The following is a 24,437-nucleotide window of genomic DNA, read 5'->3' as shown; positions in this document are numbered from 1 at the left end:
CAAGGCACTCTGTCGTACGCATAGTGAGCTCTGGTTATATAGAGTATAGCCATCCTAATTCACTGGCTTAGCTTTATTCTCCCTTGTTCTTCGAACGGTGAAAAACCTCAATATCGGCAACAAAATGTGATCTGATGGCGGACAAATTGTCCTTTTGTTGATAAAAATGTGCGACTCAGCACATAAATTTGACAGATAAATGTCGTTGGCGATTTTTCTCTCACTGGAGTTTGAGCTAGATCCGCTTTTGTGCTGTGAAGACAGTGTTAAATCCGCGTCATCAACTCGTTGACTCGGGAAACACTCAATGAAACTAAAACAACACGTTTTAAAAACACGGCCAGCTAAAGTCTATTTAACTGGCCTATGTTTATTGCCACTTAGCGGCTTATCGGCCACAGCTCTTGCTGATGATCTGGATAAAATCGAGCGTTTAGAAGTGCGTGGCAGGCAAATTAATACCTTAGGCCATAGTACTTCGGCGTCGGAAGGGATAGTGGGTGCGGCGGAGATCGAGAGTCGCCCGCTGCTGCGCACGGGGGAGATCCTTGAGTTTGTCCCCGGGATGATCGTCACTCAGCACAGTGGTTCGGGTAAGGCGAATCAGTATTTTCTGCGTGGCTTTAACTTAGACCATGGCACAGATTTTAATACTCGCGTCGAAGGTATGCCGGTCAATATGCGGACTCACGGGCATGGGCAAGGGTATACGGATCTTAACTTTTTAATCCCCGAGCTGTTAGGGGAAATACGTTATGCCAAAGGAGCTTATTATCCTGAAGTGGCAGACTTTTCTGGCGCGGGTGCGGCGCAAATTCTGCTCGCCGATGAACTCGCTTATCGCCAAGTTGGGGTGACCTTAGGGGAATACGGTTATCAACGGCTGGTGGCGACTCAGGATATGAAGACCGAGGTTGGCCGATTTATTTTAGGAACAGAATTACAGGCTTACGATGGTCCTTGGAGTGATATTAAGGAGGATGTCAGCAAGATCAATGTGGTAGGTCGCTATCTTACCAAGCTTAATGGCGGGGACTTTAGCCTCACTATGATGGCCTACGACAACAGCTGGAATTCGGCGGATCAAATTCCGGCGCGGGCGGTGGAGTCTGGGCTGATTGATTTTTACGGTTCACTCGATACCGATGTGGGCGGAGAGGCCAGTCGTTACAGTATTTCGGCGAATTATGACGCTGGCAACTGGCAGGCCAATGCCTATGCCATTCGCTCGACCATGGATCTGTTTTCAAACTTTACCTACTTCTTAAACGATCCCATCAATGGCGATGAATTTGAGCAGGTCGATGAGCGCACCATTTGGGGCGGCGATATTAAACGCGACTGGCAAATGAGTCTGGCGGGGACACAAATCAATTACAGTCTAGGTGCCGATGTGCGCTACGACGATATTGGTGCCGTGGGTTTATATAACACCAAAGCACGGGAACGCCTCAGCACTGTGAGACTCGATGAAGTGCAGGAACTCTCTACGGGATTGTTTGGCAAGCTGGAGTGGTTGCCTGCTGACCAATGGCGTTTGAATTTAGGCTTGAGATACGACTATTTCGATGTGCAGGTCGATAGTGATAATCCCCTCAACAGCGGCGATGCTTCCGATGGTATGTTGAGCTTAAAGGCGGGCGCTTCCTACCTAGTGAACGATAATCTGGAACTCTATATGAATGCGGGGCAGGGATTGCATTCTAACGATGCCCGCGGCGCAACCATTAAGGTCGACCCAGTCACGGGCGATCCGGTTGAAAAGGTCGATTTGTTAGTGCGATCCAATGGTGGCGAGTTTGGGGTCAAATACTATGATCGCGACTTTATTAACTTCTCTGCCGTGCTTTGGTATTTGGAACTCGACTCTGAACTACTCTTCGTTGGCGATGCGGGCAATACCGAACCAAGCCGCGCCTCTGAGCGTTACGGCGCTGAAATCACGGCCTATTATTGGCTTAACGATGATGTGAGCTTAGATATGGAACTGGCCTGGACTCGTGCCCGTTTTACCGAAAATGAACTCGATGAAGGCAAATATGTCGATGGTGCCGTGCCCTTTGTTGGCAGTGCGGGCATTACCTACCGTCCCGATGGCGATGGTTGGTATACCAGTGTCAGGCTGAGATATTTAGGTGAGCGGATCCTCGATAGTTTTGATGAGCATAAAGCCGATGACACGACTTTAGTTAACCTTGCCCTGGGTTATCAGTTATCGGGCTTCGATACTAAGCTGGAGCTATTGAATATATTTGATAGCAAAGACCACGATATCGATTATTTCTACGAGTCTCGTCTAGCGGGTGAGCCAGCTGAAGGTGTGGAAGACTTGCATTATCATCCCGTTGAGCCGCGTATGGTACGGGTGAGTGTCAGTTATCGTTTCTAACTTGAGTGACCATTGCTAGCGCCAGCCTTACGCTAAGTTTATTCTGCACCTAGGATAAACTTAGCGTTTCTATTCTGTTTAACATCATCATTTCGACATCTAGCTCAAATAAAATATTTTTAAAATCAAGATAGTTAGTCATGTTAGACATTGGGGTTGTAGGCGCTCTTTAAGGGAATACCCTCAAACACTCAATACTAAAATTGGTGATGAATATTAAACGGATCGCTGCCGTTATCTCCTGAAGTTTAATCATGGCATTAGCCACTTCCGTTACCGCTTCTTCTACCAACGAGGTGAATGGCAACGTTTAAGGCAAGCCACTTAACAGCCCAATACCAAGTGAACAATGCTAATAAGGGGCAACGCTGGCAGATGACACTACTAAGAGACGGACAAGATTCTATTATTTAAAGGGATAACACCACCTTTGAACAATAGGCTCCCAATGGCGAGTATTTGCATTATTTCTCCGTTGAAAGTGCTCTGTCACTTAGCGCAAGGGTGACTTTCGGGCGTTAAACATCAAGCACGATCGTGAGCTGTTATACCATGTGATCTCACTGGTATTGCCCGCTGATATAACTAACATTGACCTAAAACACTACTTTATTGAACTAACACAATTACTTTGCTTTGTGGTTTAAAGCGTTATCGAACACGGTCGCAGTGGCTTCTATAAATAGCGAAGGCCATGCCATTGAGGCACAAGACGGCCACGGCAGTCATTCGCACTCATCCGCCATTTGGCATTTTTTGGGAGGGCGCTGCAATAATTTACTATTCCGACCAAGAGCTCGGCGGCTAGAATGAGTAGTATCTAAAGTTGTGTTTGCCCTGTGAGATGAAGCTTGTCCTATGAGCCGTGTGACTCCCGTTGAAAATATCAATTACTGGCGCCATCCCAGTCTCTCGGGCATTGAACTGAGTCAGGCGGAATTTACCCATTTCAGTTTTGATAAACACGTGCATCTGGATTATCACTTAGGCGTGGTGACTCAAGGGGCACAGCAATTTATCAATAAGGGCTGCCATTATCAGCTAGGACGACATGGGCTATCGACCCTCAATCCCGATGAAACCCACGATGGACAAAGCCGCGACGCCGAAGGTTATCGGGTTAAGGTGATGTCGATCCCCGTGGAATATATGAATGGTATCAGCCTAGAGTTAGGGCTGAAGGCCCATTTCTTTAATGCACCTATGGTGGATGACCCCGCGTTATATCAGTACTTTATCCAGTTGCATGATTTGCTTATCCAAGGCCAATGTTCTGAGCTTGCGGCCGAGTCCCATCTGCTGAATTTTATGCAGCTGTTATTAACGCGCCATCCGGCAGGAGTGCTTAAACTTGAGCAGGATAGGGGGCTATCATGGCAGCAGTTAAATCGAATCAAACAGAAAATCCACGATGAACCTTGGCAAAACACTCAGCTTGAAGGTCTAGCCAATGAGGTCAACCTGAGTAAGTTTCAATTTTTAAGGCAGTTTAAACAGGCAACGGGGATGACGCCCCATGCCTACGTTAAGCGGGTGCGATTAGAGTTAGCGAAAAAGTCCTTAACCGATGGCGCACTGGTGGTAGATGTGGCACAGCAGTTAGGCTTTTTCGATCAGAGTCATCTAAATAAGGCGTTTAAGCAGGCTTTTTTACTCTCTCCCGCCCAATTCCAGCGGCGCATGCTTTAATTTGTCTCGGTAAATTAGCGGCGTGCAATTTATTACAATGCAAGCTCTGGCGATTTAGTCATACTGGACTTTCTGTTTTTCTTGTTTTGCGGAGCCGTATTGATGGATGTATCCCTGTTAGTCACTTTAGCTGTTATTCATTGTGTTGCCTTAGTGAGCCCCGGGCCGGATTTTGCCATTATGGTGAAGATTGCCACCTCACAGCCGCGAAACACCGCAATCGCCACGGCGGTCGGGATATCGGCGGCGATTTTAGCCCATACCATTTTGAGTTTAACCGGCGTTAGTTTAGTGATTAAAAGCTCCCATACCTTGTATCTCTTAGTGCAATTGCTGGGCGCTTCGTATTTGGCGTGGATGGGATTTGGCGCACTAAAGGCCGCGGTGGCTTTTTTCAGTAAACCCAAAACCGTATTGAACGGTGAGGGCGCCGATCCTTCTGGATTCACAACGACATCGGAAAACAGCGCTGATATGTCAATGGCGGGCGCGGTCGACGCTTTGTCAGCTAAACAGGGTTTTATGAGAGGGCTTTATACCAATTTATTGAATCCTAAAGCCTTAGTGTTTTTCATAACCTTATTCTCCGCACTGATCACTCCCAGCGTGACGCCCGTGACTAAAGTCGCCGCCGCGCTGTTGTTATTTGTGTTGTCACTGCTGTGGTTTGGCTTTTTGGCGCTGATGCTCTCTAAGGCCAAGGTGCAGCAAAAGCTGCAACGACTGACGCCTATCATCGATGGGGTGATTGGGGTGATCTTTATGTCGGTCGCAGTGGCGATAGTGTCTAGTTTGCTGTTGGCTTAATGAGAACTGAGCGAGGCTGTGATTCGGCTTTTAACACATAGTCTTGGATGGGATTGTTTATGTTTATCCCATCTTAGCTATGCTATCCTTGCCAAGTCTTAATTTGGATGTTTTTGACTTTAAAGGAATAAGCCATGCCTCATGCTCTGTCTTCTCGAACATATTCAGCTATTCTTCGACTTTCGCGCTTAGGGCTTTTTGCAGGCTTGCTGCTGGGGAGTCTAAGCCTTGCGCCACAGGCTTTGGCTGCACTAGAAGCGGAATATGTGCCGCAGGTGCAAGCCTTGATTGATGCGGCCAAGGCGGGTGATCGTCAGGCGATTGCCAAGCAGATTGCTTATCCTCTCAAGCGGGAATATCCGCTCCCCGATATACAAAATCCACAGCAAATGCTGACGAGATTCCAGCAAGTCTTTGATAGCAAGTTGCTGAGTCAAATTGCCAATTCGACCACAGAGAACAACTGGGAGACTATGGGCTGGCGCGGCATTATGCTCGATCACGGCAGTGTTTGGTTGGACTTTGATGGCAAAATCTCGAGCATTAATTATCAAAGCCCAGAGGAAGCCAAATTAAGAGACGAGCTAATCGCGCAGCAAAAATTGATGCTACACGAGAGTGTGCACGAATTTGCTAGCCCAGTACTCGCGTGGGAAACCGCGCGATTTACCATACGTGTCGATGCCATCGATAATAACCAATATCGTTATGCCGCTTGGGCAAAGGGTAAATCCCTGAGCGAGAAACCTGATTTAGTCCTCAAAAAGGGTCAATTGGTGCGCGAGGGTACTGGCGGTAATCATTCCTTCCAGTTTAAAAGTGGTCCCTATCGCTATGTTTGCGATGTGATAGTGCTCAGCGCCGAAGAGAGTCCAGTGGGTAGACTTTATGTTTACAAAAACGATCAATTGCTAGTGCAGGAGCCTGTGATTAAGGCGTTATAGCTTAATTGGTCATTCGCTTAAGGCAATTCCCTGATGCGAATGCCATCGAGGTTGCCTGTAGCTGTCTTTTATCAACACAGGATTTAGGTTTGTTGTGATGATTAATCCCGCCAAAATCGCCGTTTTCGGCACTGCCATAGTGCTGTTGTTTTTACTAACTGAATGTCGCCAAAAAGAGCAAATTCCACTGTGCGGCCATGTCGAAGGTACGCCAATCGATACTAGCTTTGATGGCGGCCTAGACAATAACGACCGCACTCTGGCATCAACCAACTGCTTAAAAATCAAAGCACTTTACGATAAAAGTGATCGCCAAACTAAATGGTTTAGCAGTTCGCCTTCTATCGCTGTGATGAACGCCTTGGGTTACTTAAAACAAGATGATGCCGACAACAGTGGCGATTCCTATGCGATGACATTTAATGTACAGGAGGAATTTGTGTTTGGCCCAAGCCGAGGAGAATATGTGCAGTTTCGTCAGGACGGTAAGGGCGTTATCTTACCCGGCACCGAAGCGGCCAAGGGCAATGAGGCCAAGGTTGGTGTTAACGGTCAGTTTGACCGCTGGTGCCAAAAATTGGCCTCAATCGAGTTTGCTGGTAAAGACAATTGGCGCAGGCCAACGGAGCAGGAGTTAAATACCCTCTATGGGGATGGCGAGAGTCGCGCAGCCTATCAACGTGCGCAGTGGAGCTCGACAATCCCTTCTTGGTCTCGCACAGTGTATGAGACCGAATTCGAGGTCGGCATTATCTCGGTCGCCCCCAGCGGTTATAGTTTTCGCAGTTATGCCAATAGTGCCAAATTTGCTGTTTGTGTCGCCGCGTTTTGACCCGCTAAAGAGAGCTTGAACAAGCTCTCTTCTCGTCTTATTTAATCAACCTTATTTAATCAACTTTATCAGCGCCTTAAATCTATCGCCTTGGGCTTCGTGTTGCAGTTCAAATAATAGTGACTCCACATTGGTCAGCGTGGCTCCCTTGGCGGTCATCATTTGAATGCCCAGTTGTTTATTGTCAACGCTGCGGGAAGAAACTGCATCGGCGACGACATGCACTGAGTAGTGCTGATCGAGCAGATCACGGCAAGTCTGGTATACGCAAACATGGGTTTCTATCCCTGCGAGCAACACCTGTTTCCGCCGAGTTTGGGTTAACGCATTAGCAAATTCATCACAATACCAACCACTAAAGTGTTGCTTGGCAATGGGTGAGCCGGTTTTTTCGAGTAAGGTTTTTAACTCTTCAGTGGTCGAGCCTAGTTTGGCGGGTAATTGTTCGAGCCAAAGGATAGGAATTTCAAACAGCTGCGCGCCTTGGATGAGTGTACTCAACTGCTGATGAAGCTTGGCTGAGTTATCCATGATCTGAGCGAGCTTTCCCTGCACATCGACGATAACGAGTACACATTCTTCGGGTTTTAACATCGGGTATTCCTTCTGCGCGGGTGGAATAAAGGCATCGTTTAGCGTTTGCTCTGCTTATTTTGTGAATTGTGTGTTTTTTACACTGTTAGTAAACCCTAATTGAGCAGCCTCACCAATAGGGCAAAAGTCGAATATGCCGTGCACTTAAATTGCTCACTAAAAGAGTGCGCTGCCTCGACGCTTGCACAAGTCTGGTGCATTTTTAATCGGTTAATTCAAGTGTATTCTTTATTATTTCTTTTAAATCAATTAATTAAAATTATGGCCTAATGATTGAATTATCTTGGCTACAAGTTAATAACAATCGCGTTTTTTTGGAGGTCAGGATGAAACTAGTCAGCGCTATCATCAAGCCATTTAAATTGGATGATGTCCGTGAAGCTATCGCCGGAATTGGTATTGAGGGGATGACGGTGACCGAGGTTAAAGGTTTTGGCCGTCAAAAGGGGCACACAGAGTTGTACCGTGGCGCTGAGTATCAGGTGGATTTTTTGCCAAAAGTCAAACTAGAAATTGCCACTAAAGCAGAAAATCTCGACATGCTGATTGAGGCGATTACCACTGCGGCTCATACGGGAAAAATTGGTGACGGCAAGATTTTCGTTATCGACTTAGAACATGCCATCCGTATTCGTACGGGTGAACTCGACACTGAAGCGCTATAGGGGGCGGAAGATGGAAGAACTAACAAAATTAGGCGTGACAGTCTCTGAACTGCGCTTTGCACTCGACACCTTTTATTTTTTGATTTCTGGCGCCTTAGTTATGTGGATGGCAGCGGGTTTTGCCATGCTCGAAGCTGGCTTGGTACGCTCTAAAAATACCACCGAAATTTTAACTAAAAACGTGGTGTTATATGCGATTGCCTGTGTGATGTATCTATTGGTTGGCTACAACATTATGTATGTCGACAATGCTGAAGGTGGCTGGTTGCCTTCACTCGGTACGCTGATTGGCTCACAAGCTAGCGATGCAAACCATGCCTTAGAATCAGACTTCTTCTTCCAAGTGGTGTTTGTGGCAACGGCGATGTCGATTGTCTCTGGCGCCGTCGCTGAACGGATGAAGTTATGGGCTTTCCTGTTCTTCTCCGTGGTGATGACAGGCATTATCTACCCTGTAGAAGGCTACTGGACTTGGGGTAAAGGCTTTATCTCTAGCTTAGGCTTTGTGGACTTTGCGGGTAGCGGGATTGTGCACATGACAGGTGCTGCGGCGGCTATCGCTGGGGTGTTACTGCTCGGTGCTCGTAAGGGCAAATATGGCCCTAACGGCCAAGTCAACCCAATCCCAGGCTCTAACCTGCCAATGGCGACCTTAGGGATGTTTATTCTATGGATGGGCTGGTTTGGTTTCAACGGTGGCTCACAGTTGATGGTTTCAGATGCGGCTAACGCTAGCTCTGTCGCTAAAGTCTTTGTGAACACCAACACTGCGGCCGCTTTTGGTGCTATTTCTGCCCTCGTTGTGTGCAAAATGATTTGGGGTAAAGCTGATTTGACCATGATCCTCAACGGTATTCTGGCGGGCTTAGTGGCAATTACCGCCGATCCGCTGTCGCCTTCACTGCTGATGGCGGGTGTGATTGGCCTTGTTGCCGGTGGCTTAGTGGTGTTCTCTATCGTGGGTTTGGACAGAATTAAGATTGATGACCCAGTCGGCGCAATCTCTGTACACGGCGTAGCGGGTTTCCTCGGTTTAATGTGTGTGCCGTTATCAAATGCCGACGCTACTATCACGGCGCAATTAACGGGTGCAGCGATTATCTTCGCATGGGTATTTAGCGCGTCGTTTGCGGTGTGGTTTGTACTGAAGATGACCATGGGTATCCGTGTTTCTGAGGAAGAAGAATATAACGGTATGGATGCATCTGACTGTGGTATCGATGCTTACCCAGAGTTTGTAACTGTAAAAAGTGCGGGCTAACTCGCGCTGATACACTTGATGCCTCTAAGGGATAAGAGGATAGTAAAGCAGAGCCAAGTGCTCTGCTTTTTTTATGGGTCTTCGACTGTCATGCTGATACCACAAGGAGCGAATGATGCGCTTAATCTTTGATTCCACTGGACAACTCAGACGCACCTGTTTGTTTGGGGGTATTCTGAGTGCTCTCTTAGCCTTGCCCACTTTTGCGGGGCAAGTTGTGGTGACTCGCTCGGATAAGCCTTTCGATGCTTTTGCTGTTCGCGACCAAGTGCTGAAAGATAATGAATGGCAGGAGTCTTTGAGAAGACAGGAGCAAATTCAAATTCTGCAAGCCTTGCCCCTTGGGTGTATCGTGCAGATGCAGCCATACCGTTACTTTCGCTGTGGCCAAGATAACTATCGTCCTTACCGTTATCAGCAGCAGGATGTGTATATCAAGGTTGACCCTCCGGCGCAGCGTTAACTCTCAAACTGCCGCAATCCTATGCGACAGGTCGTTATTTTTTGTAACCATTTAATGACGTCTTTTTGGCCAAGTGTAATAAGCTCAAATAGGAGCCTTATGGTCTGGGGGACGTATCATGATACAACTGCGCACCATCTCTAGCGGTATATTCTACTCATTATTACTTTTACTATTATTGGGTTGCAGCTCGACAGCTCCCAAACCTAGTGATAATGAGATAGATGCCCTGTTTGCCGATTCGTTGTTTACACCGGTTAATAATATTCCTCGCGTCGAGGATATTTTTAGTCTTCCGCCCTCTGTGATAGCCGATGTCCGGCGTGCCTACGATCGCTATAGCTTCTCGACGAAAAATCCCGTCGCGGTGCACGAATGGTTAGCCAGTTATATCAATGCTAACCAAGATGGTGGCCACAGCGACTTTCACTATCAAGATAATCTGACTCAAACAGCCAGCGAAACCTTCGCCCAGCGTGCGGGAAATTGTATGTCGTTGGTGGTCATGACATCGGCGCTAGCGGATATTTTTAAGATTGGCACTGAGTTTCAGGATATTGCGATTGAACCCGTTTGGGATAAACAGGGAGAGTTTTATCTGATCAATGGCCATGTCAATCTACGCTTGCTACCCGCTTCAAGCGTGCATGCAGTTTATGTGTCGACCCATGCCATTTTGGTCGACTTTATGCCCGAGCGCGCCCTGCGAGGCTACAACAAAGTGCAAATCAATCGCCAGACCTTAACGACTATGTTTTACAACAATATGGCCGCCGAATCTTTAGTCGAAGGCGATTTAGACCGCGCCTATGCGCTGATTAAAGCGGGTTTAAAATCTGGACACTTTATCCCTGCACTCAACACTTTAGCCGTGATTTATCGCCACAAGGGCGATGAGCAACGTGCAGAGCAAGTTTATCGCTACGCCCTTAAGTTTGATGCTAGCGATATGACGACCCTCTATAACTTAGCGGTGATCTTAGGTGAACAGGGGCGTTTAGATGAGTGGGCACAGATCCATAAAGTGCTTGAATTAGCGCGCATTCGTAACCCTTATTACTACTATGATATGGGCGAGCAGGCCTACGATGAGCATCAATACCGTGAGGCGCTCGCTTGGTATCAAAGGGCGGTCGATAAGGCCGATTATCGCCATGAGTTTTTCTTTGGTCTGTCACGCACCTATTGGGCGCTGGGTGATGAAAAACGCGCTAAACAGAATATGGAAAAGGCGGTGGCATTGAGCCGCGAAGCCACAGATAAGCATCGTTATCAGGCCAAGTTACAGGCCATGCAGCAACACTAAATTCTTAACTCAACCTCCTTTGTTTGTGCTTAATACCTGATAAAGGAGGTTTTTTATTTCCGCTTTCATCACCGCTTGCTTCCAACCCCAACACTTGCTTGGCTTTAGTTTGCATATCACATTGAAATATTTGGATTTGTACTTTTTAAAAATATGTTAAAACAAGATGTTATAGCTGATTTTTTGAAATGGAGACAACTTGGTTGCATTAGCGGCTCAGACTGGATAAATTGAATTCAGTATTGCAGTCGAGATCCCTATTGCAGCGATAAAAATAGCCTAAACACGAGAGTTGGAGCAGTAAATTATGTATTACCAAAATGATGACGTTCGCATTAATGAAGTCAAAGAGTTACTTCCACCGATTGCGATTCTTGAACGATTTCCTGCTTCCGAAAACGCTGCTGCAACTGTGTTTAACGCCCGCCAAAGCATCCATAACATTCTTGCTCGTCAAGATGATCGTTTGTTAGTCGTTATTGGCCCTTGCTCTATTCATGATCCTAAAGCCGCATTGGAATATGGCCAGCGACTGGTTGCGCTAAGAGAACGTTATCAAGATCAGCTCGAAGTGGTGATGCGTGTGTATTTTGAAAAACCGCGTACCACAGTGGGTTGGAAGGGCCTCATTAACGATCCTTATATGGATAACAGCTTCAAACTGAACGATGGTTTGCGTACTGCGCGTAAACTTTTAGTCGATTTGAATGACTCTGGCATGCCGACCGCGGGTGAGTTTCTCGATATGATTACCCCGCAGTATGTGGCGGATATGATGTGTTGGGGCGCCATTGGTGCACGCACTACGGAATCACAAGTACATCGCGAGTTGGCCTCGGGGTTATCTTGTCCAGTAGGCTTTAAAAATGGTACCGACGGCACGATTAAGGTGGCGATTGATGCCATTGGCGCCGCGAATGCGCCGCACCACTTTTTATCAGTAACTAAATTTGGCCATTCGGCGATTGTGTCGACCAAAGGTAATCCTGATTGTCATATCATTTTGCGTGGCGGCCGTGAGCCAAATTATAGCGCAGGCCATGTGGCGCAAATCAGCGAGCAGTTGAAAAAGGCTAAGCTAGTCGACAACATCATGATCGACTTTAGCCACGCCAACAGCAGTAAACAATATCAACGTCAAATGCAGGTTGCGAACGAGGTTGCTGAGCAAATAGCGGCGGGTAATAAGGCAATTTTCGGTGTGATGGTTGAAAGTCACTTAGTCGAGGGACGCCAAGATCTGATCGAAGGTCAAGCCTTATGTTATGGTCAGAGTGTCACCGATGCTTGTATTGGCTGGGAAGATACGGAACGTTTGTTAGCGGTGTTAAATCAGAGTGTAATTGAGCGTCGTCAGCGCGATTAATACGCATAAAGATCAAAAACAAAGGCGCTATCCCAGCGCCTTTATTTTTATTATTTTTTGCTCATTTCGGCTAAATATTCGTTCGCTTTGGCTAAGCTACCAAAAGCGGCAATCAGGTTATTTCGGCCTTTGTCCTGAATTTCTGGATTCCCTGACTCGATCATCATCCACACCCAAGTTTGGATCAGTGGTAACGGCGGGTATTGAACTTTGGCTGAATCCAACATAAAGCATCCTTCGATCTTGATTTATTTGAGTTATCTTAGTGTTATCGCAAAACGAGTACAGAGCATATTGCTTCGCTCGCTGCTGCGGCCAGAGGTTTGCAAATCCTGCTGCTAGTGAACTTAAGTCCATGGGGCATTTTGGGTAAAACCGACAAAATAATCAACACTCCAATCCATGTTATCGCAGCCTATTTTAGCGTTCATTATTCGGATAAAACCTTGCAACTATGGCATTTCTTATCGTTAATAAGCCCTTAGTGATTTCTCCTAGGGTAAGTCGTTAGTGTGACATTTTTATATCGAGGCACTTCTATGCGGATATCTAATTAAAGACGTCTCATTACTTCAGTACTGGCAGCTGGTATAAGTGGTAATTGTGCCAAGTGATAAGTGGTTTGTCTGTCAGAAAAATCTGATTGATTTTATTAAAACTTTATCCTTTGATTCACTTTATTATTCGCCATGCTGTTACAATTGACCGACTTAGGCAAAGGTTTAGATATATGCGTCCAACACTGTACTTTGAAGGTCCCATCGATAAGCTCAATTGGCATGTGATTAAATTGCTCTGGCCCTATTTGCTTGAATATAAGGGGCGTGTGGCATTGGCGATGTCTTGCCTTATTGTTGCTAAGCTTGCTAGTGTCGGTTTGCCGTTTATTCTCAAAGATATAGTCGATACTTTAGATGTTAATAAAACAGCGCAGGCCTTGAGTGTGCCTATCGGCTTAGTATTGGCCTATGGCGCAGTACGACTGTTAACTGCCATTACGGGGGAAATCCGCGATACCTTATTTGGTCGAGTAACAGAGCGGGCTATTCGGCGTTTAGGCCTTGCGGTGTTTGATCACCTACATCGACTCGATTTGGATTTTCACCTAGAGCGACGCACGGGCGGTTTATCGCGAGACATTGAACGTGGCACCAGTGGTGTGAGCTTTTTGATGCGTTTTATGGTGTTTAACATAGTGCCGACGCTGTTAGAAATTGCCATGGTCATTGGCATTTTCTTTTTTAATTATGGACTTGCCTTTGCAGCTATCACTTTTACCTCCGTGATGGCCTACATTTGGTTTTCGGTCATTGCTACCGAGTGGCGTACCGAATATGTGCGCGATGCCGCCAAGGCCGACTCCCTCTCGAATACCCGCGCTATCGACAGTCTGCTGAATTATGAAACCGTGAAGTATTTTAATAACGAGAAATATGAATCGGATAGATACGATCAGGCCCTAGAACAATGGGAAGTCGCTAAGCGTAAGAATCGTTTATCGCTTTTTGCCCTCAACGGCGGGCAGGCGCTGATTATTGCCTTAGCGATGACGGCGATGATGGCGTTAGCGGCTTATAAAGTGACCAACAATGAAATGACCATAGGTGACTTTGTGCTGATCAATGCTTTTATGATGCAGCTCTTTATGCCGCTAAACTTCTTGGGATTTGTCTACCGTGAAATCCGTGGCGCTTTAGCCAATATCGAGCGGATGTTCAGTTTGCTGGATAAACACCCTAGTATTATAGATAAACCTGATGCATTAGATTTTCACCCTTCCCGTGGCGAGCTCAGTTTTGAGCAGGTCAGTTTTAACTATGATGACAGACCCATACTGCGTAATGTTAGTTTTAAAGTTGCAGCGGGTAAAAAGGTCGCTGTGGTTGGGGATAGCGGTGCGGGAAAATCCACATTAATCAAACTATTGTTCCGCTTTTACGATGTAGAGCAAGGACGTATTTTGATTGATGGACACGACATTCGCCAGTTAACACAAGATGCGCTTCGCAGAGCGATTGCGATAGTGCCACAAGATACAGTGTTATTTAATGATTCTTTAGTTGAGAACATTCGTTATGGTCGCCCTGATGCGAGTGATGACGAAGTGCGCGATGCTATTAAACTCGCTCATTTAGAAGATTTTATTGCTTCACTTTCACAGGGTTGGGATACCAAAGTGGGTGAGCGGGGATTAAAACTTTCAGGTGGCGAGAAACAACGAGTTGCGATTGCTCGCGCGATCTTAAAAGGATCGCCAGTGTTAGTATTTGATGAGGCGACTTCATCCCTCGATAGTCGCTCCGAGCAGGCTATTTTAACGGCCCTTCGCGAGGTGGCCAAAGGACACACCAGCTTAGTGGTTGCACATCGATTATCGACTATTGTTGATGCTGATCAGATTGTTGTTTTAAGCAAAGGCGAAATTGTTGAGCAGGGACATCATACAGCATTATTAGCCCAGGACGGCCTTTACGCTAAGTTGTGGCGGATACAAAATGAACAACAACAGCTCTTGGTGTAATTATCAAAAGCGTTTGCTGTAAGTCTAATAGCGTTGCGACAATTCAGTTTTTATTCAGCTAAGGCTCTCTATACTCGAATCCAAGCAAATAATCATAAGAGGTGCTTGGCATGGAAAATATGGCATTAAGAGTCAATATTGAAGGCAGAGAAGAGAAAGTCAGCACAGACTGGTTTGCGATTATGGCAACGCTTCAAAAGCGCGGTGTAGATTATGATTCGCTACAACGAATTCATGCTGAGCTCAATGCAGGTCTGAAAGTGACAACAAGACGGTTAACGCTGGCCAAACTGAATCTAGATATGGGACTGGCTGGGATTATTCGTGGAACGAATGAATATAACGCTGATATTCATGGTGTTTGTTAAGCAGAATAATAGGATATATAAAATTATATCCCCTTGGGTTTTCCAGCCTTCCAACCTTCACACAGCAGATTGAATTTATTGGTCGAGTCGTCAATTCGTTTCAGACGAATGACTTGACCTTCACGAAAACACAACAGCTCGCCTTCGATCTCTGTTAAGCGATTACAGCTCTTACAGCTTGTGCTGGCAGTTTTGCTGTCAGACATTTGGCTTACAAAGCTAGATTTCACAGTGTTTCCTTAACAATAAATATGAAATGGTTTAATTCAATGCGTGTATCACGGATTTTACTCCTTTTGTGATACACATTCAAATTAGTTATTGCTGAATTAACTTTAGATGAAAGTCGTATGTTATGCGCTGGAAATTTATTAATTATTGATTGATATGGGAATAATATTTATCCAGTGAAACCGACAAGCCACTTTCAAGTACAATCCGCACATGGGAAGGTTTGAGCTGCCTTGGTTCTGTTACCCCACATGCATGGGCTATTAGCGCCAAGTCGTGGTGTAGATTATGGTTATAATTGGCAACTCGGTTAGATTTATCTTTTGGATCAAGTCCTTGCTGAAGTTTTTTATTGTGTGTGGTAATTCCAGTGGGACAAGTGTCCTTGTTGCATTGCAATGCTTGAATACAGCCTAAGGCGAACATATTCCCACGGGCTGAGGCGATAAAGTCGGCGCCTAAGGCGAGTGCCCAAGCAACCCGTGAAGGGACGATGAGTTTACCAGAGGCGATCACTTTGATACGTTTACGCAGTCCACGTTGAATCAATATATTGACCAAAATAGGTAGACTTTCTTTTAGCGGTAGGCCAACACAATCCATTAAAGGTTGCGGCGCGGCACCTGTTCCACCATCGGCGCTATCTAAGGTGAAAAAGTCTGGAGCAGATGCTTCTCCACGACGTTCAATTTCATCGCAAAAATCTTCAAGCCATGTTATGTCGCCGAGTACGGCTTTTATTCCTGTGGGTTTACCCGTTACTTCGCGCACTCTGGCAATCATATCCAGAATATCGCCAACATTTTTAAACTCGATATGACCGTTGGGACTGATGGAATCTTGTCCCTGTGGAATACCGCGAATATGGGCGATTTCCTCTGTCACTTTTACGCCAGGTAGGATGCCACCTTTACCGGGTTTTGCACCTTGACTCATTTTGATTTCAAACATTTTGACTTGAGGGTGCGCTGCAATTGTTTTGAGTTTGTTATCGTCTAAATGGCCGTGCTCGTTACGAACGCCATATTTGGCGGTGCCGATTTGAAAGACTAAATCACAGCCGCCCTTTAAATGATAAGGGCTTAAACCGCCTTCACCTGTATTTAACCAACAACCTGCCTGCGCCGCACCATGGGATAAGGCGGTGATAGCGGGGCGGGACAGAGCGCCAAAGCTCATGGCAGAGATGTGGCAAATGGTATTTGTGGTGTAAGGTTCGCGGCAATCGGCGCCAATAGTTAGCGGATGAATGGGTGTAATGTCCTCATCTTGGGTCGGAAAGGCGGTATTCATAAACATAATCGTACCTGTCGTGTCCAAGGGCCGGGTCGAGCCAAATGCTATCGTTCTATCGACATTTTTAGCCGCTCTATATACCCAGCTTCGTTCTGCGCGGTTAAAGGGGAGTTCTTCCCTGTCCTGGGCAAAAAAGTATTGTCTGAAAAATTCACCTTGTTTCTCAAATAAATATCTAAAACGACCAATCACAGGATAGTTATGGCGTACTGCCTGTTTGGTTTGCAATTTGTCAGCAAAGTACATGTAGACAATGGCTAGAGCGCCAAAACCGATAATGATTAAAAACAGCCCAGATAAGAGATCTAGTCCCCACATAAACCAATTCAATTCGTGCATCTTGTTATCCTCTATTCATTGCCGTAGCGGGTGGAGATCAAGCTGGCAGCTTGTCCATCATTAATAGAAAGTAAAAACAACTGGCTGTAATCATCTTCACTGATGTTGGGAATGTCTGGTCCACCGAGAGCCTTGATGATAAGTGGCACGGTGTTGGAGTGCCCTGCAATTAAGCTGTTACCTTTAACCGCATGTACTTGTTCAACAATATGTTGGATATGGGTTTCGAGAGGTTTTTTTGCCTCGAGCACAGTAATCGGTAAATGCCGTTCCGTTGAAATCGGTAATAAGGTTTGCTGAGTTCTTTGATATTGAGTCGCAATCAGCTGTGAAATGGGGGTACGTTTTAAGGCGCTGATAAGCGCCTGAGCACGTATATTGCCACTGGCTGAAAGGGGAGGATCGCCTGCGGGCTCATCAGCTTTTTCTGCATGTCTTACGATAATGATTAATCGATTATCGGCAATAGCTTGATTGATCGGACTAAGTCCAATGCTGGCGAAGAATAGCAGACTTATCAGTAATGATTGTATTAGCGTTCCTGAATTGAAACCGATTCTTCGATTATGCCGCAAAAAACCATGTACATACTGGGCGATTGCCATGCCTTATATCCTTATTTTATGGGCGTGTGCAAGAGTGGGGTTAGGATGGTATTGAATAAACAAACCTATTCTCTATTTGTATCATCGCATTAAGTATGAATGGTACTGCAATTTATAAAATTGCTAAAGTTGCTCAAATTTTGGTCGATAATTAAGTCTCCCCCAAGTTGAGTGGACTAGCATCATGGAAATCAATAACCCTGCACAGGTACAGAGCACTTCTTCGACCCACAGTAAATATGCTGAAAACGCGGCAAATAGTGATAAGACGAAAAATGTGGATGCCACCTCTAAACAGACGGCGCAGCAAACTAGTAAGCAGTTAATGAATCAAGCAATTCTATCGGCGCAGGAAGATGTAAGCCTAAAGTCGGGTGATCAATCTATGACCTTGCTTTATCGCGCAGCAATCGAAGCGATAAACAAAGAGTTAGCTCCTTCTATGGGCGAGAACGCGATTCAAACCGCCTATGATAACGGTGTCGATACGTCCCCCGAGGCCACTGCCGATCGTATTGTGAGTTTCGCGACGCAATTTTTTAGTGTTCATCAGCAGCAAAATTCGAATATGAGTTTTGACGAACAGCTCGACAGCTTTATGACCATCATTGGTGGCGCTATCGATAATGGCTTTAAAGAGGCGAGGGATATTTTATCTGGTCTTAAAGTGTTGCAGGGCGATATTGCCGATGGTGTGGATAAAACCTATGGGCTCGTTCAAGAAGGATTACAGGCCTTTAGGGACAGTTTTAATAAAAAATCAAATGAGACTCAAGCGACTAACACTTAATTTAATCCTGCATATCTTAACTCTTAAGCCCCTTACAATAAGGGGTTTTTGTTGTGTGAATAACCGTCTATGCTAGGAGCCTATTTAACGTTTTGCTTGAGGGCGAGTTATGTGGACTAGGGGACGCGTTATTGAACGTATTGATTGGAACGACAAGTTATTTTCACTGCGGATAGCGGTCGAGTTAGCTCCCTTTATTCCCGGTCAATTTATTAAACTCAGTCAACTGCAAGATGATAAGCGTATCGCTAGAGCTTATTCCCTTGTTAATTCTCCCGATAAACCCTATGCCGAGATTTTGGCTGTTGCTGTAGAGGATGGCCAGTTATCCCCACAATTACAGAATCTTACCATCGGTGATGAAATAGAAATCACTCCAACGGCAACGGGTTTTATGACCTTAGATGAGATCCCAAAGGGAGAATTACAAGGTCGGCATTTATGGTTTTTAGCCACAGGTACGGCCATCGGGCCATTCTTATCCATGCTGGATACCGCCGAACCTTGGCAGCGTTTTGAGAAAATTGTGCTTGTCTATGGTGTGCGCGAAGCTAAAGATTTAGCCTACCTCGATAAACTAAAGGCTTATTCGATGCAATATCCAGATCAGTTTATCCTGTGTTTAACTGTGACCCGTGAAAAGCTTGATGACGCATTGCAATGTCGTATCCCCGATGGCTTAGTCTCGGGTGAAATCGAGCGGAAAGTCGGATTAACCTTAAGTGCTGCGGATTCCCAGGTGATGATTTGCGGTAATCCTGGGATGATTAGCGGCGCCCAAGCGGCATTGCTTGATAAGGGGCTCTCGAAAAATTTACGCCGTGCTCCTGGGCAAATTACCGTAGAAAAATATTGGTAATAATGAGAGTGTTTAGCATCCGTTACCAACGTATTCGTTGCTTTATAGTTGTCGTTTAGAAGGATTTTTTGATGAAGTTGCTCTGCTCCCTTGCGTCACCCTATGCTCGCTGTGTTCGTAGCTTAATCCGTTATTTAGGGATTAAAGATATTGAAGAAGTTCTCGTTAATCCAATGGAAAATACGGCACAGTTGCTTGATGTTAATCCGTTAGGTCAGATTCCTTGCCTGATCACGAATGATGGCGTGCCTATTTTCGATAGCGAAGTGATTATGCGTTATCTGGACGCAGAATTAGGTTCACAGGAAATGTTTGGCGGTCAACCTTATAACTGGGTATTGCAGTGCCAGTACTCGATGATCAAGGGATTAATTGATAGCGCGGTGAAGTTGCGCCAAGAGCAAATGCGTGAAGATGAGGGGGTGAGATCAGCTTTTTGGACATCACGTTTTGAGCAGGCTCTGCTGCGTGGGTTGATGCAGATGGAGCATCAGAGCGTGATTACTCAAGCAACCATACAAGCACCACAGTTAGCGTTAATCTGTTTGTTGGATTATATGGATTTCAGACACCCTGAACTCGATTGGCGTAAAGTTGCTCCAGCGACTGCGATCTGGTTTAGCGAAATGCGTGATTTACCTGCGTTTGTAGATACTCGCCCACAATAAATATTGTCAATGGTCGGTTAAGCGCCGGCCTTTAGGCTTATCTCGGCGATTATGTTCACCAAATGCGCCGAAGAGCTCTTTAGTCATGCCGTAGTCAACTCGGCGATCGTTACCAGCTTGGCGCCTATCGTCATAGTGTTTATAGTGGCACTGACATTGGCTTTGGGTGCAGCCTTTGATTGGAATTTCAGGCGCTTCTTTTGACAGGAAGCGTTTTCCTTTAATTGCATCGACCTGTTTGCAGCAATTTGCTTCATTTTCAATACTCACGCAGTGGAAGGCATTCAATATCGTCGTTCCGTGCTTTGCTCGTTTTGCCAAACTCGTGGTTTTGGCAAACGACTTGTGCTGCTTTTGACTATTTTGGTAGGTCATAAATATCACTAGTCCAAGAATAGTAATGAAGAGTAGTAGCATGCTAAACATAATACCTCCCAACTATTTTTAAAAATTAAGATTCAGTTTAGTTTGGTTTGAGATAATTTGCCTTTTTATATCTTAAATTCATTAAAAACAAAAAGTTATACTAACTATTGCTCTCCTCAAGTCGATCAATTACTCTTGCGAAACTGATAACTATTATCATTTTTAATCTAAGAACGACTCACGTTTGACGTCATCATTTTGAGGAGAAATCGCGAATGAAATGGGTAACTTGTGCCGCTTTAATTGGGTTAATATCGGTTGCACAGTCTGCACATGCGGATGAAAAATTAACGGTTTATTCCTATCGTCAAGCATTTTTGGTTGAGCCCATCTTGAAGCGCTTTACTGAAGAAACAGGCATTGGCGTGAATGTGGTGTTTGCCAAAGACGGGATTGCCGAACGTATCGCCCGTGAAGGTCGCTTATCGCCCGCCGATCTAGTGTTAACTTCAGATTTTTCTCGTTTGGTCGAATTAGTCGAAAAAGATCTGACTTCTCCCGTGAAAAGTGAGCAGCTCAATAGCAATATTCCTGCGCAATACCGCGATCCGGATGGGCAATGGTATGCCTTGACGATGCGTGTTCGTAACCTCTATACGGCAAAAGATCGCTTAGGCCCACAAGCGATTAGTTATGAAGAACTCGCCGATCCTAAATACAAAGGTAAGATTTGTACTCGCAGCGGTAAGCATCCTTACAACATCGCCTTGGTGGCTTCGATGATTGCTCATCACGGTGAGGCGGACACGAAAACGTGGCTACAGGGCGTGAAAACTAACTTAGCCCGCAAGCCTCAAGGTAACGATCGCGGACAGGTTCAAGCGGTAAAAGAAGGCCTATGTGATATCGCGATTGGTAACAGCTACTACTATGGCAATATGCTGCAAGATCCGGAGCAAAAGAGCTGGGCTGAAGCCGTGGTGATTAATTTCCCGAATCAGGCTGACCGCGGTGCCCATGTCAATGTTTCAGGTATGGTGCTTACTCGCCACGCGCCGAATAAAGACAATGCTATCAAGTTGATGGAATTCCTCTCTGGCGATGTGGCGCAAAAAGCCTATGCCGAAGTGAATATGGAATATCCAGTAAAAGCCGATGTTGCACCTTCAACCTTAGTGGCCTCTTGGGGCGAGTTTAAATCTGATAAGTTGCCGATTTTCAAGCTGGCCGAATATCACCAAGCAGCAGTGAAATTGTTAGATGAAGTGCAGTTTGACCTCTAGTTAGGCAGTTAAATCGATAAGTGCGCCATTAATTGGCGCACTTGTTTAAAGGAGCCACATGATTTTAGGATTAGCCAGAAGCTGGTCGCTTACTGGTTATGCCATAGCTGTGCTACTGGTGTTACCCCTCGTTGCGTTACTTCTTCAAGCGGCTCAGCCCGATGAGGCCGTTTTTGGTCATCTACTTTCTACTGTATTACCGACATACATCACTAATAGCTTATGGTTGATCCTGTGGGTGAGTACTGGCTCACTCTTGCTAGCGTTGCCCTGCGCTTGGTTAATGGCGCGCTGTGAATTTGTCGGTAGACGGTATTTGCAATGGGCTTTGTTATTGCCCTTGGCCATGCCAGCCTACATTGTTGCCTACGTGTATACGGATTTATTTGATTACGCCGGCCCAGTACAAAGGAGTTTGCGCGCGCTCTTTGGTTGGAGCTCACCGCAGGATTACTTTTTCCCTGATATTCGCACCTTAGGTGGTGCAGCGTGTGTGTTATCGCTGGTGTTATTTCCCTATATTTATCTGTTAGCGCGTACCGCGTTTATGGAGCAATCCTTAAGTTTGGCGCATGCATCAAGGATCATGGGCTGCTCGCCTTGGCAGAGTTTTTGGCGTTTATCTTTGCCAATGGCAAGGCCCGCCTTGGCCGTGGGTGTGGCATTAGTGGCGATGGAAACCGCAGCGGATTTTGCCACAGTTAACTACTTTGCCGTGCCAACCTTAACGACAGCCGTATATGACACTTGGTTGGGCTATGGCAATTTAACCGCCGCGGCAAAGCTCTCGGCCATTATCCTGCTGGTGGTGTTTAGCTTGATTGGCGTTGAGCGTTTTGCCCGCCGTAAGCAGCAGTTATTCCAAAAACAGTCCCGCATTCAAGCGAGCGATTTATATCGGCTCTCACCAATGCAAACCCTGTTTGCCCTCGGTTATTGCATCACCTTGTTACTGCTGGCCTTTGTGCTGCCAAGCGGAATTTTACTCTCCTACGCTATCGGTTATTTTGAGCAGAGCTGGGATTCGATTTTCTGGCAATTGAGCGTGAATAGCTTGAGCCTCGCGCTCATTACTAGCCTAGTGTGCTGCGCGATTGCATTGATATTGATGTTTATTCGCCGTGTGAGCCCAAGGACGAGTGATGCATTGCCATCGCGCTTGGCTTCAACTGGCTATGCTTTACCCGGAACGGTACTTGCCATTGGTGTATTGGTGCCATTAACCCTGCTCGATTTTGCGATTAACGACGTCGCCGATTGGTTGGGGATGGCAGGCCCTGGGCTCTTGCTCACTGGCAGTACGGCTGCGCTGGTTTTTGCTTTTTGTGTGCGCTTTGTGGCCATTGCGATTGGCAGTGTTGAGACTAGCTATAAACGCATCTCGCCCTCATTAGACATGGTGAGTCTAACACTTGGGCAAAGCCCTCGACGTTTGCTCCAAAGAGTGCATCTGCCGCTGCTCACTAAGGGATTATTTGCCGGGGCGCTGCTGGTGTTTATCGAAAGTATGAAAGAATTACCGGCGGCATTGTTGCTGCGTCCCATAGGTTTTGAGAATCTTGCGACCTATGTCTTCCAGTTTGTCTCAGACGAAAAGCTTGAATATGGCGCCTTGCCCGCCATTGTGATTGTGCTCGTGGGTTTAGTCCCGCTGATTTATTTAAACCGTTCTTTGGAGCAAGATAGCCGATGACCAGTACGCTCAATCTTCATCAAGTTCATAGCGATTATCAGGGCCAACAGGTACTCAAAGGCTTAGATTTAACCCTGGCACAAGGGGAAATCCTTGCGCTGCTCGGCCCAAGTGGCTGCGGCAAAACCACCTTGCTGAGGGCGGTGGCAGGATTGCAGGCGATTAGCCAAGGTGAGATCCAAATCAATGGCAAGACGGTCAGCGGCGCAGGGCAATTTGTGCCGAGTGAGCAACGGGGCATAGGGATGATTTTCCAAGACTATGCTTTGTTCCCCCATTTGACCGTCGCCGAGAATATTCTCTTTGGTGTGGCAAAATTAACGCCAGCGCAGCGCAAGGCGCGGTTAGATGACATGCTCGCCCTAGTAAAACTTGAAGGCTTAGCCAAGCGTTATCCCCATGAGTTGTCAGGTGGTCAGCAGCAGCGGGTGTCGATTGCCCGCGCATTAGCCTATGAGCCGCAATTACTGTTACTCGACGAGCCTTTTTCGAATATCGATGCACAGGTGCGCCACAGTATGATGGCGGAGATCCGCAGCATTCTAAAGCAGCGTAATGTTAGTGCGGTTTTTGTTACCCATAGCAAAGATGAGGCCTTTGTGTTTGCCGATACCTTGGCCATTTTTAATCAAGGTGTGATAGTACAACATGGCCGAGCGGAAGACTTATATGCCGCACCAAATAGCCGCTATGTGGCTGATTTTCTGGGAAGTGGCAACTATTTACCCGCCGAGGTCGTTGATGGCCACCGTGTTGTCACTCCTATTGGTGAGCTGCGAAGCCTCACGCCCTTGTCAAAGTCTAATGCATTTAATGGCCAAGTGTTTTTGCGGCCACAGCAATTGGCGCTCAGTGCCGATGATGCGGGCGTAGGGACAATTACCGAGCGGCGCTTCCTCGGCGCATTTTGCCATTATTGGGTAAAAGTCGAGGCGGCATCCCACGCCCATTATGTTGAAGTGCGTAGCCAAATTATGCAGTTCAATGTTGGTCAGCGAGTGGGCTTAAATACTGAGCCACATTCCCTAGTGCTATTTGAGTCTTAATGCCTAGGCCGAACTCGATATGCCAGTGTCTCAGCAGAAAGCATGACATTTTTGCT

Annotated in this window: 24 protein-coding genes; 18 read left to right on the top strand and 6 right to left on the bottom strand. The window is 46.2% G+C overall.

The window, feature by feature from the left end; all coding sequences use genetic code 11:
* Positions 1-307: 307 nt before the first annotated feature.
* The 5 genes from CEQ32_RS12730 (at position 308) to CEQ32_RS12705 (ending at position 6,661) form a co-directional block, all read left to right on the top strand.
* Complete coding sequence (locus CEQ32_RS12730; protein WP_088586141.1) at positions 308-2,389, top strand: TonB-dependent receptor; 2,082 nt, start codon at positions 308-310, stop codon at positions 2,387-2,389.
* Between the two features lie 858 nt (positions 2,390-3,247).
* Complete coding sequence (locus tag CEQ32_RS12720) at positions 3,248-4,078, top strand: helix-turn-helix transcriptional regulator (RefSeq protein ID WP_037428512.1); 831 nt, start codon at positions 3,248-3,250, stop codon at positions 4,076-4,078.
* Between the two features lie 102 nt (positions 4,079-4,180).
* Positions 4,181-4,885, top strand: coding sequence for a LysE family translocator (locus CEQ32_RS12715; protein ID WP_037428509.1), 705 nt, complete (start codon positions 4,181-4,183; stop codon positions 4,883-4,885).
* A 134-nt stretch (positions 4,886-5,019) separates the two neighbouring features.
* On the top strand, positions 5,020-5,829 hold the full coding sequence (locus CEQ32_RS12710) for a hypothetical protein (protein ID WP_037428507.1): 810 nt from the start codon (positions 5,020-5,022) through the stop codon (positions 5,827-5,829).
* A gap of 97 nt (positions 5,830-5,926) precedes the next feature.
* Positions 5,927-6,661 (top strand): DUF1566 domain-containing protein, encoded by a 735-nt coding sequence (locus tag CEQ32_RS12705; RefSeq protein WP_037428504.1) that lies wholly within the window; start codon positions 5,927-5,929, stop codon positions 6,659-6,661.
* Positions 6,662-6,712: 51 nt separating this feature from the next.
* On the opposite strand, the gene CEQ32_RS12700 is transcribed toward CEQ32_RS12705, so the two are convergent.
* A complete protein-coding gene (locus CEQ32_RS12700; RefSeq protein WP_037414286.1) occupies positions 6,713-7,255 on the bottom strand; it encodes a hydrolase in 543 nt (180 codons plus the stop codon).
* A gap of 326 nt (positions 7,256-7,581) precedes the next feature.
* Between CEQ32_RS12700 and CEQ32_RS12695 the strand changes: the two genes are divergently transcribed.
* The 5 genes from CEQ32_RS12695 to aroG all read left to right on the top strand — a co-directional run bounded on the left by CEQ32_RS12695 (position 7,582) and on the right by aroG (position 12,316).
* Positions 7,582-7,920 carry a P-II family nitrogen regulator gene (locus tag CEQ32_RS12695; RefSeq protein WP_011071066.1) on the top strand — a complete coding sequence of 113 codons (339 nt, stop codon included), beginning with the start codon at positions 7,582-7,584 and terminating at the stop codon, positions 7,918-7,920.
* A gap of 10 nt (positions 7,921-7,930) precedes the next feature.
* Positions 7,931-9,181, top strand: coding sequence for an ammonium transporter (locus CEQ32_RS12690; RefSeq protein WP_037414289.1), 1,251 nt, complete (start codon positions 7,931-7,933; stop codon positions 9,179-9,181).
* A 115-nt stretch (positions 9,182-9,296) separates the two neighbouring features.
* Entirely contained in the window at positions 9,297-9,644 is a 348-nt protein-coding gene (locus tag CEQ32_RS12685) for a hypothetical protein (RefSeq protein ID WP_037428501.1), read from the top strand.
* Between the two features lie 118 nt (positions 9,645-9,762).
* Entirely contained in the window at positions 9,763-10,950 is a 1,188-nt protein-coding gene (locus tag CEQ32_RS12680; RefSeq protein WP_037428499.1) for a tetratricopeptide repeat protein, read from the top strand.
* Between the two features lie 307 nt (positions 10,951-11,257).
* Positions 11,258-12,316: a 3-deoxy-7-phosphoheptulonate synthase AroG gene (gene aroG / locus CEQ32_RS12675; RefSeq protein WP_037414295.1), complete on the top strand. Its 1,059-nt coding sequence runs from the start codon at positions 11,258-11,260 to the stop codon at positions 12,314-12,316.
* 50 nt (positions 12,317-12,366) lie between these two features.
* On the opposite strand, the gene CEQ32_RS12670 is transcribed toward aroG, so the two are convergent.
* Entirely contained in the window at positions 12,367-12,543 is a 177-nt protein-coding gene (locus tag CEQ32_RS12670; protein ID WP_011624090.1) for a hypothetical protein, read from the bottom strand.
* Positions 12,544-13,046: 503 nt separating this feature from the next.
* Between CEQ32_RS12670 and CEQ32_RS12665 the strand changes: the two genes are divergently transcribed.
* Positions 13,047-14,837 (top strand): ABCB family ABC transporter ATP-binding protein/permease, encoded by a 1,791-nt coding sequence (locus tag CEQ32_RS12665; protein ID WP_037414298.1) that lies wholly within the window; start codon positions 13,047-13,049, stop codon positions 14,835-14,837.
* 110 nt (positions 14,838-14,947) lie between these two features.
* Positions 14,948-15,205, top strand: a complete 258-nt coding sequence (locus CEQ32_RS12660) for a hypothetical protein (protein WP_037414299.1) — start codon at positions 14,948-14,950, stop codon at positions 15,203-15,205.
* Positions 15,206-15,228: 23 nt separating this feature from the next.
* Here the strand turns inward: CEQ32_RS12660 and CEQ32_RS12655 are convergent, their stop codons facing one another.
* The 3 genes from CEQ32_RS12655 to CEQ32_RS12645 all read right to left on the bottom strand — a co-directional run bounded on the left by CEQ32_RS12655 (position 15,229) and on the right by CEQ32_RS12645 (position 17,676).
* Positions 15,229-15,435: a hypothetical protein gene (locus tag CEQ32_RS12655; RefSeq protein WP_037414301.1), complete on the bottom strand. Its 207-nt coding sequence runs from the start codon at positions 15,433-15,435 to the stop codon at positions 15,229-15,231.
* Positions 15,436-15,580: 145 nt separating this feature from the next.
* Positions 15,581-17,071 carry an FMN-binding glutamate synthase family protein gene (locus tag CEQ32_RS12650; protein WP_037428495.1) on the bottom strand — a complete coding sequence of 497 codons (1,491 nt, stop codon included), beginning with the start codon at positions 17,069-17,071 and terminating at the stop codon, positions 15,581-15,583.
* Between the two features lie 11 nt (positions 17,072-17,082).
* Positions 17,083-17,676 (bottom strand): phosphoglycerate mutase family protein, encoded by a 594-nt coding sequence (locus tag CEQ32_RS12645; RefSeq protein ID WP_088586140.1) that lies wholly within the window; start codon positions 17,674-17,676, stop codon positions 17,083-17,085.
* Positions 17,677-17,860: 184 nt separating this feature from the next.
* Between CEQ32_RS12645 and CEQ32_RS12640 the strand changes: the two genes are divergently transcribed.
* The 3 genes from CEQ32_RS12640 (at position 17,861) to CEQ32_RS12630 (ending at position 19,993) form a co-directional block, all read left to right on the top strand.
* Complete coding sequence (locus tag CEQ32_RS12640; RefSeq protein ID WP_037414307.1) at positions 17,861-18,466, top strand: DUF5610 domain-containing protein; 606 nt, start codon at positions 17,861-17,863, stop codon at positions 18,464-18,466.
* 109 nt (positions 18,467-18,575) lie between these two features.
* Positions 18,576-19,325, top strand: a complete 750-nt coding sequence (locus CEQ32_RS12635) for a ferredoxin--NADP reductase (RefSeq protein ID WP_037428492.1) — start codon at positions 18,576-18,578, stop codon at positions 19,323-19,325.
* A gap of 71 nt (positions 19,326-19,396) precedes the next feature.
* Entirely contained in the window at positions 19,397-19,993 is a 597-nt protein-coding gene (locus CEQ32_RS12630; RefSeq protein ID WP_037428490.1) for a glutathione S-transferase N-terminal domain-containing protein, read from the top strand.
* Positions 19,994-19,999: 6 nt separating this feature from the next.
* Here CEQ32_RS12630 and CEQ32_RS12625 read toward each other — a convergent pair whose 3' ends face one another.
* The gene (locus CEQ32_RS12625; protein WP_037428488.1) at positions 20,000-20,419 is read right to left on the bottom strand and encodes a hypothetical protein; all 420 of its coding nucleotides are present in this window, start codon (positions 20,417-20,419) and stop codon (positions 20,000-20,002) included.
* 215 nt (positions 20,420-20,634) lie between these two features.
* On the opposite strand from CEQ32_RS12625, the gene CEQ32_RS12620 reads away from it, so the two are divergent.
* Genes CEQ32_RS12620 through CEQ32_RS12610 form a run of 3 tightly spaced genes read left to right on the top strand, consistent with a single transcriptional unit; the run spans position 20,635 to position 24,381 of the window.
* Complete coding sequence (locus CEQ32_RS12620; protein ID WP_088586139.1) at positions 20,635-21,642, top strand: Fe(3+) ABC transporter substrate-binding protein; 1,008 nt, start codon at positions 20,635-20,637, stop codon at positions 21,640-21,642.
* A gap of 58 nt (positions 21,643-21,700) precedes the next feature.
* A complete protein-coding gene (locus CEQ32_RS12615) occupies positions 21,701-23,335 on the top strand; it encodes an ABC transporter permease (RefSeq protein WP_037428484.1) in 1,635 nt (544 codons plus the stop codon).
* Complete coding sequence (locus CEQ32_RS12610) at positions 23,332-24,381, top strand: ABC transporter ATP-binding protein (protein ID WP_037428482.1); 1,050 nt, start codon at positions 23,332-23,334, stop codon at positions 24,379-24,381. The genes CEQ32_RS12615 and CEQ32_RS12610 overlap by 4 nt, the downstream gene beginning before the upstream one ends.
* Positions 24,382-24,437: the final 56 nt, after the last annotated feature.

It is taken from the genome of Shewanella sp. FDAARGOS_354, from assembly GCF_002209245.2.
In the GTDB taxonomy this organism is placed as follows: Bacteria; Pseudomonadota; Gammaproteobacteria; order Enterobacterales; family Shewanellaceae; genus Shewanella; species Shewanella xiamenensis.
The sequence above is the reverse complement of the archived record's forward strand: the minus strand, read 5'-3'. Positions and strand labels throughout refer to the sequence as shown.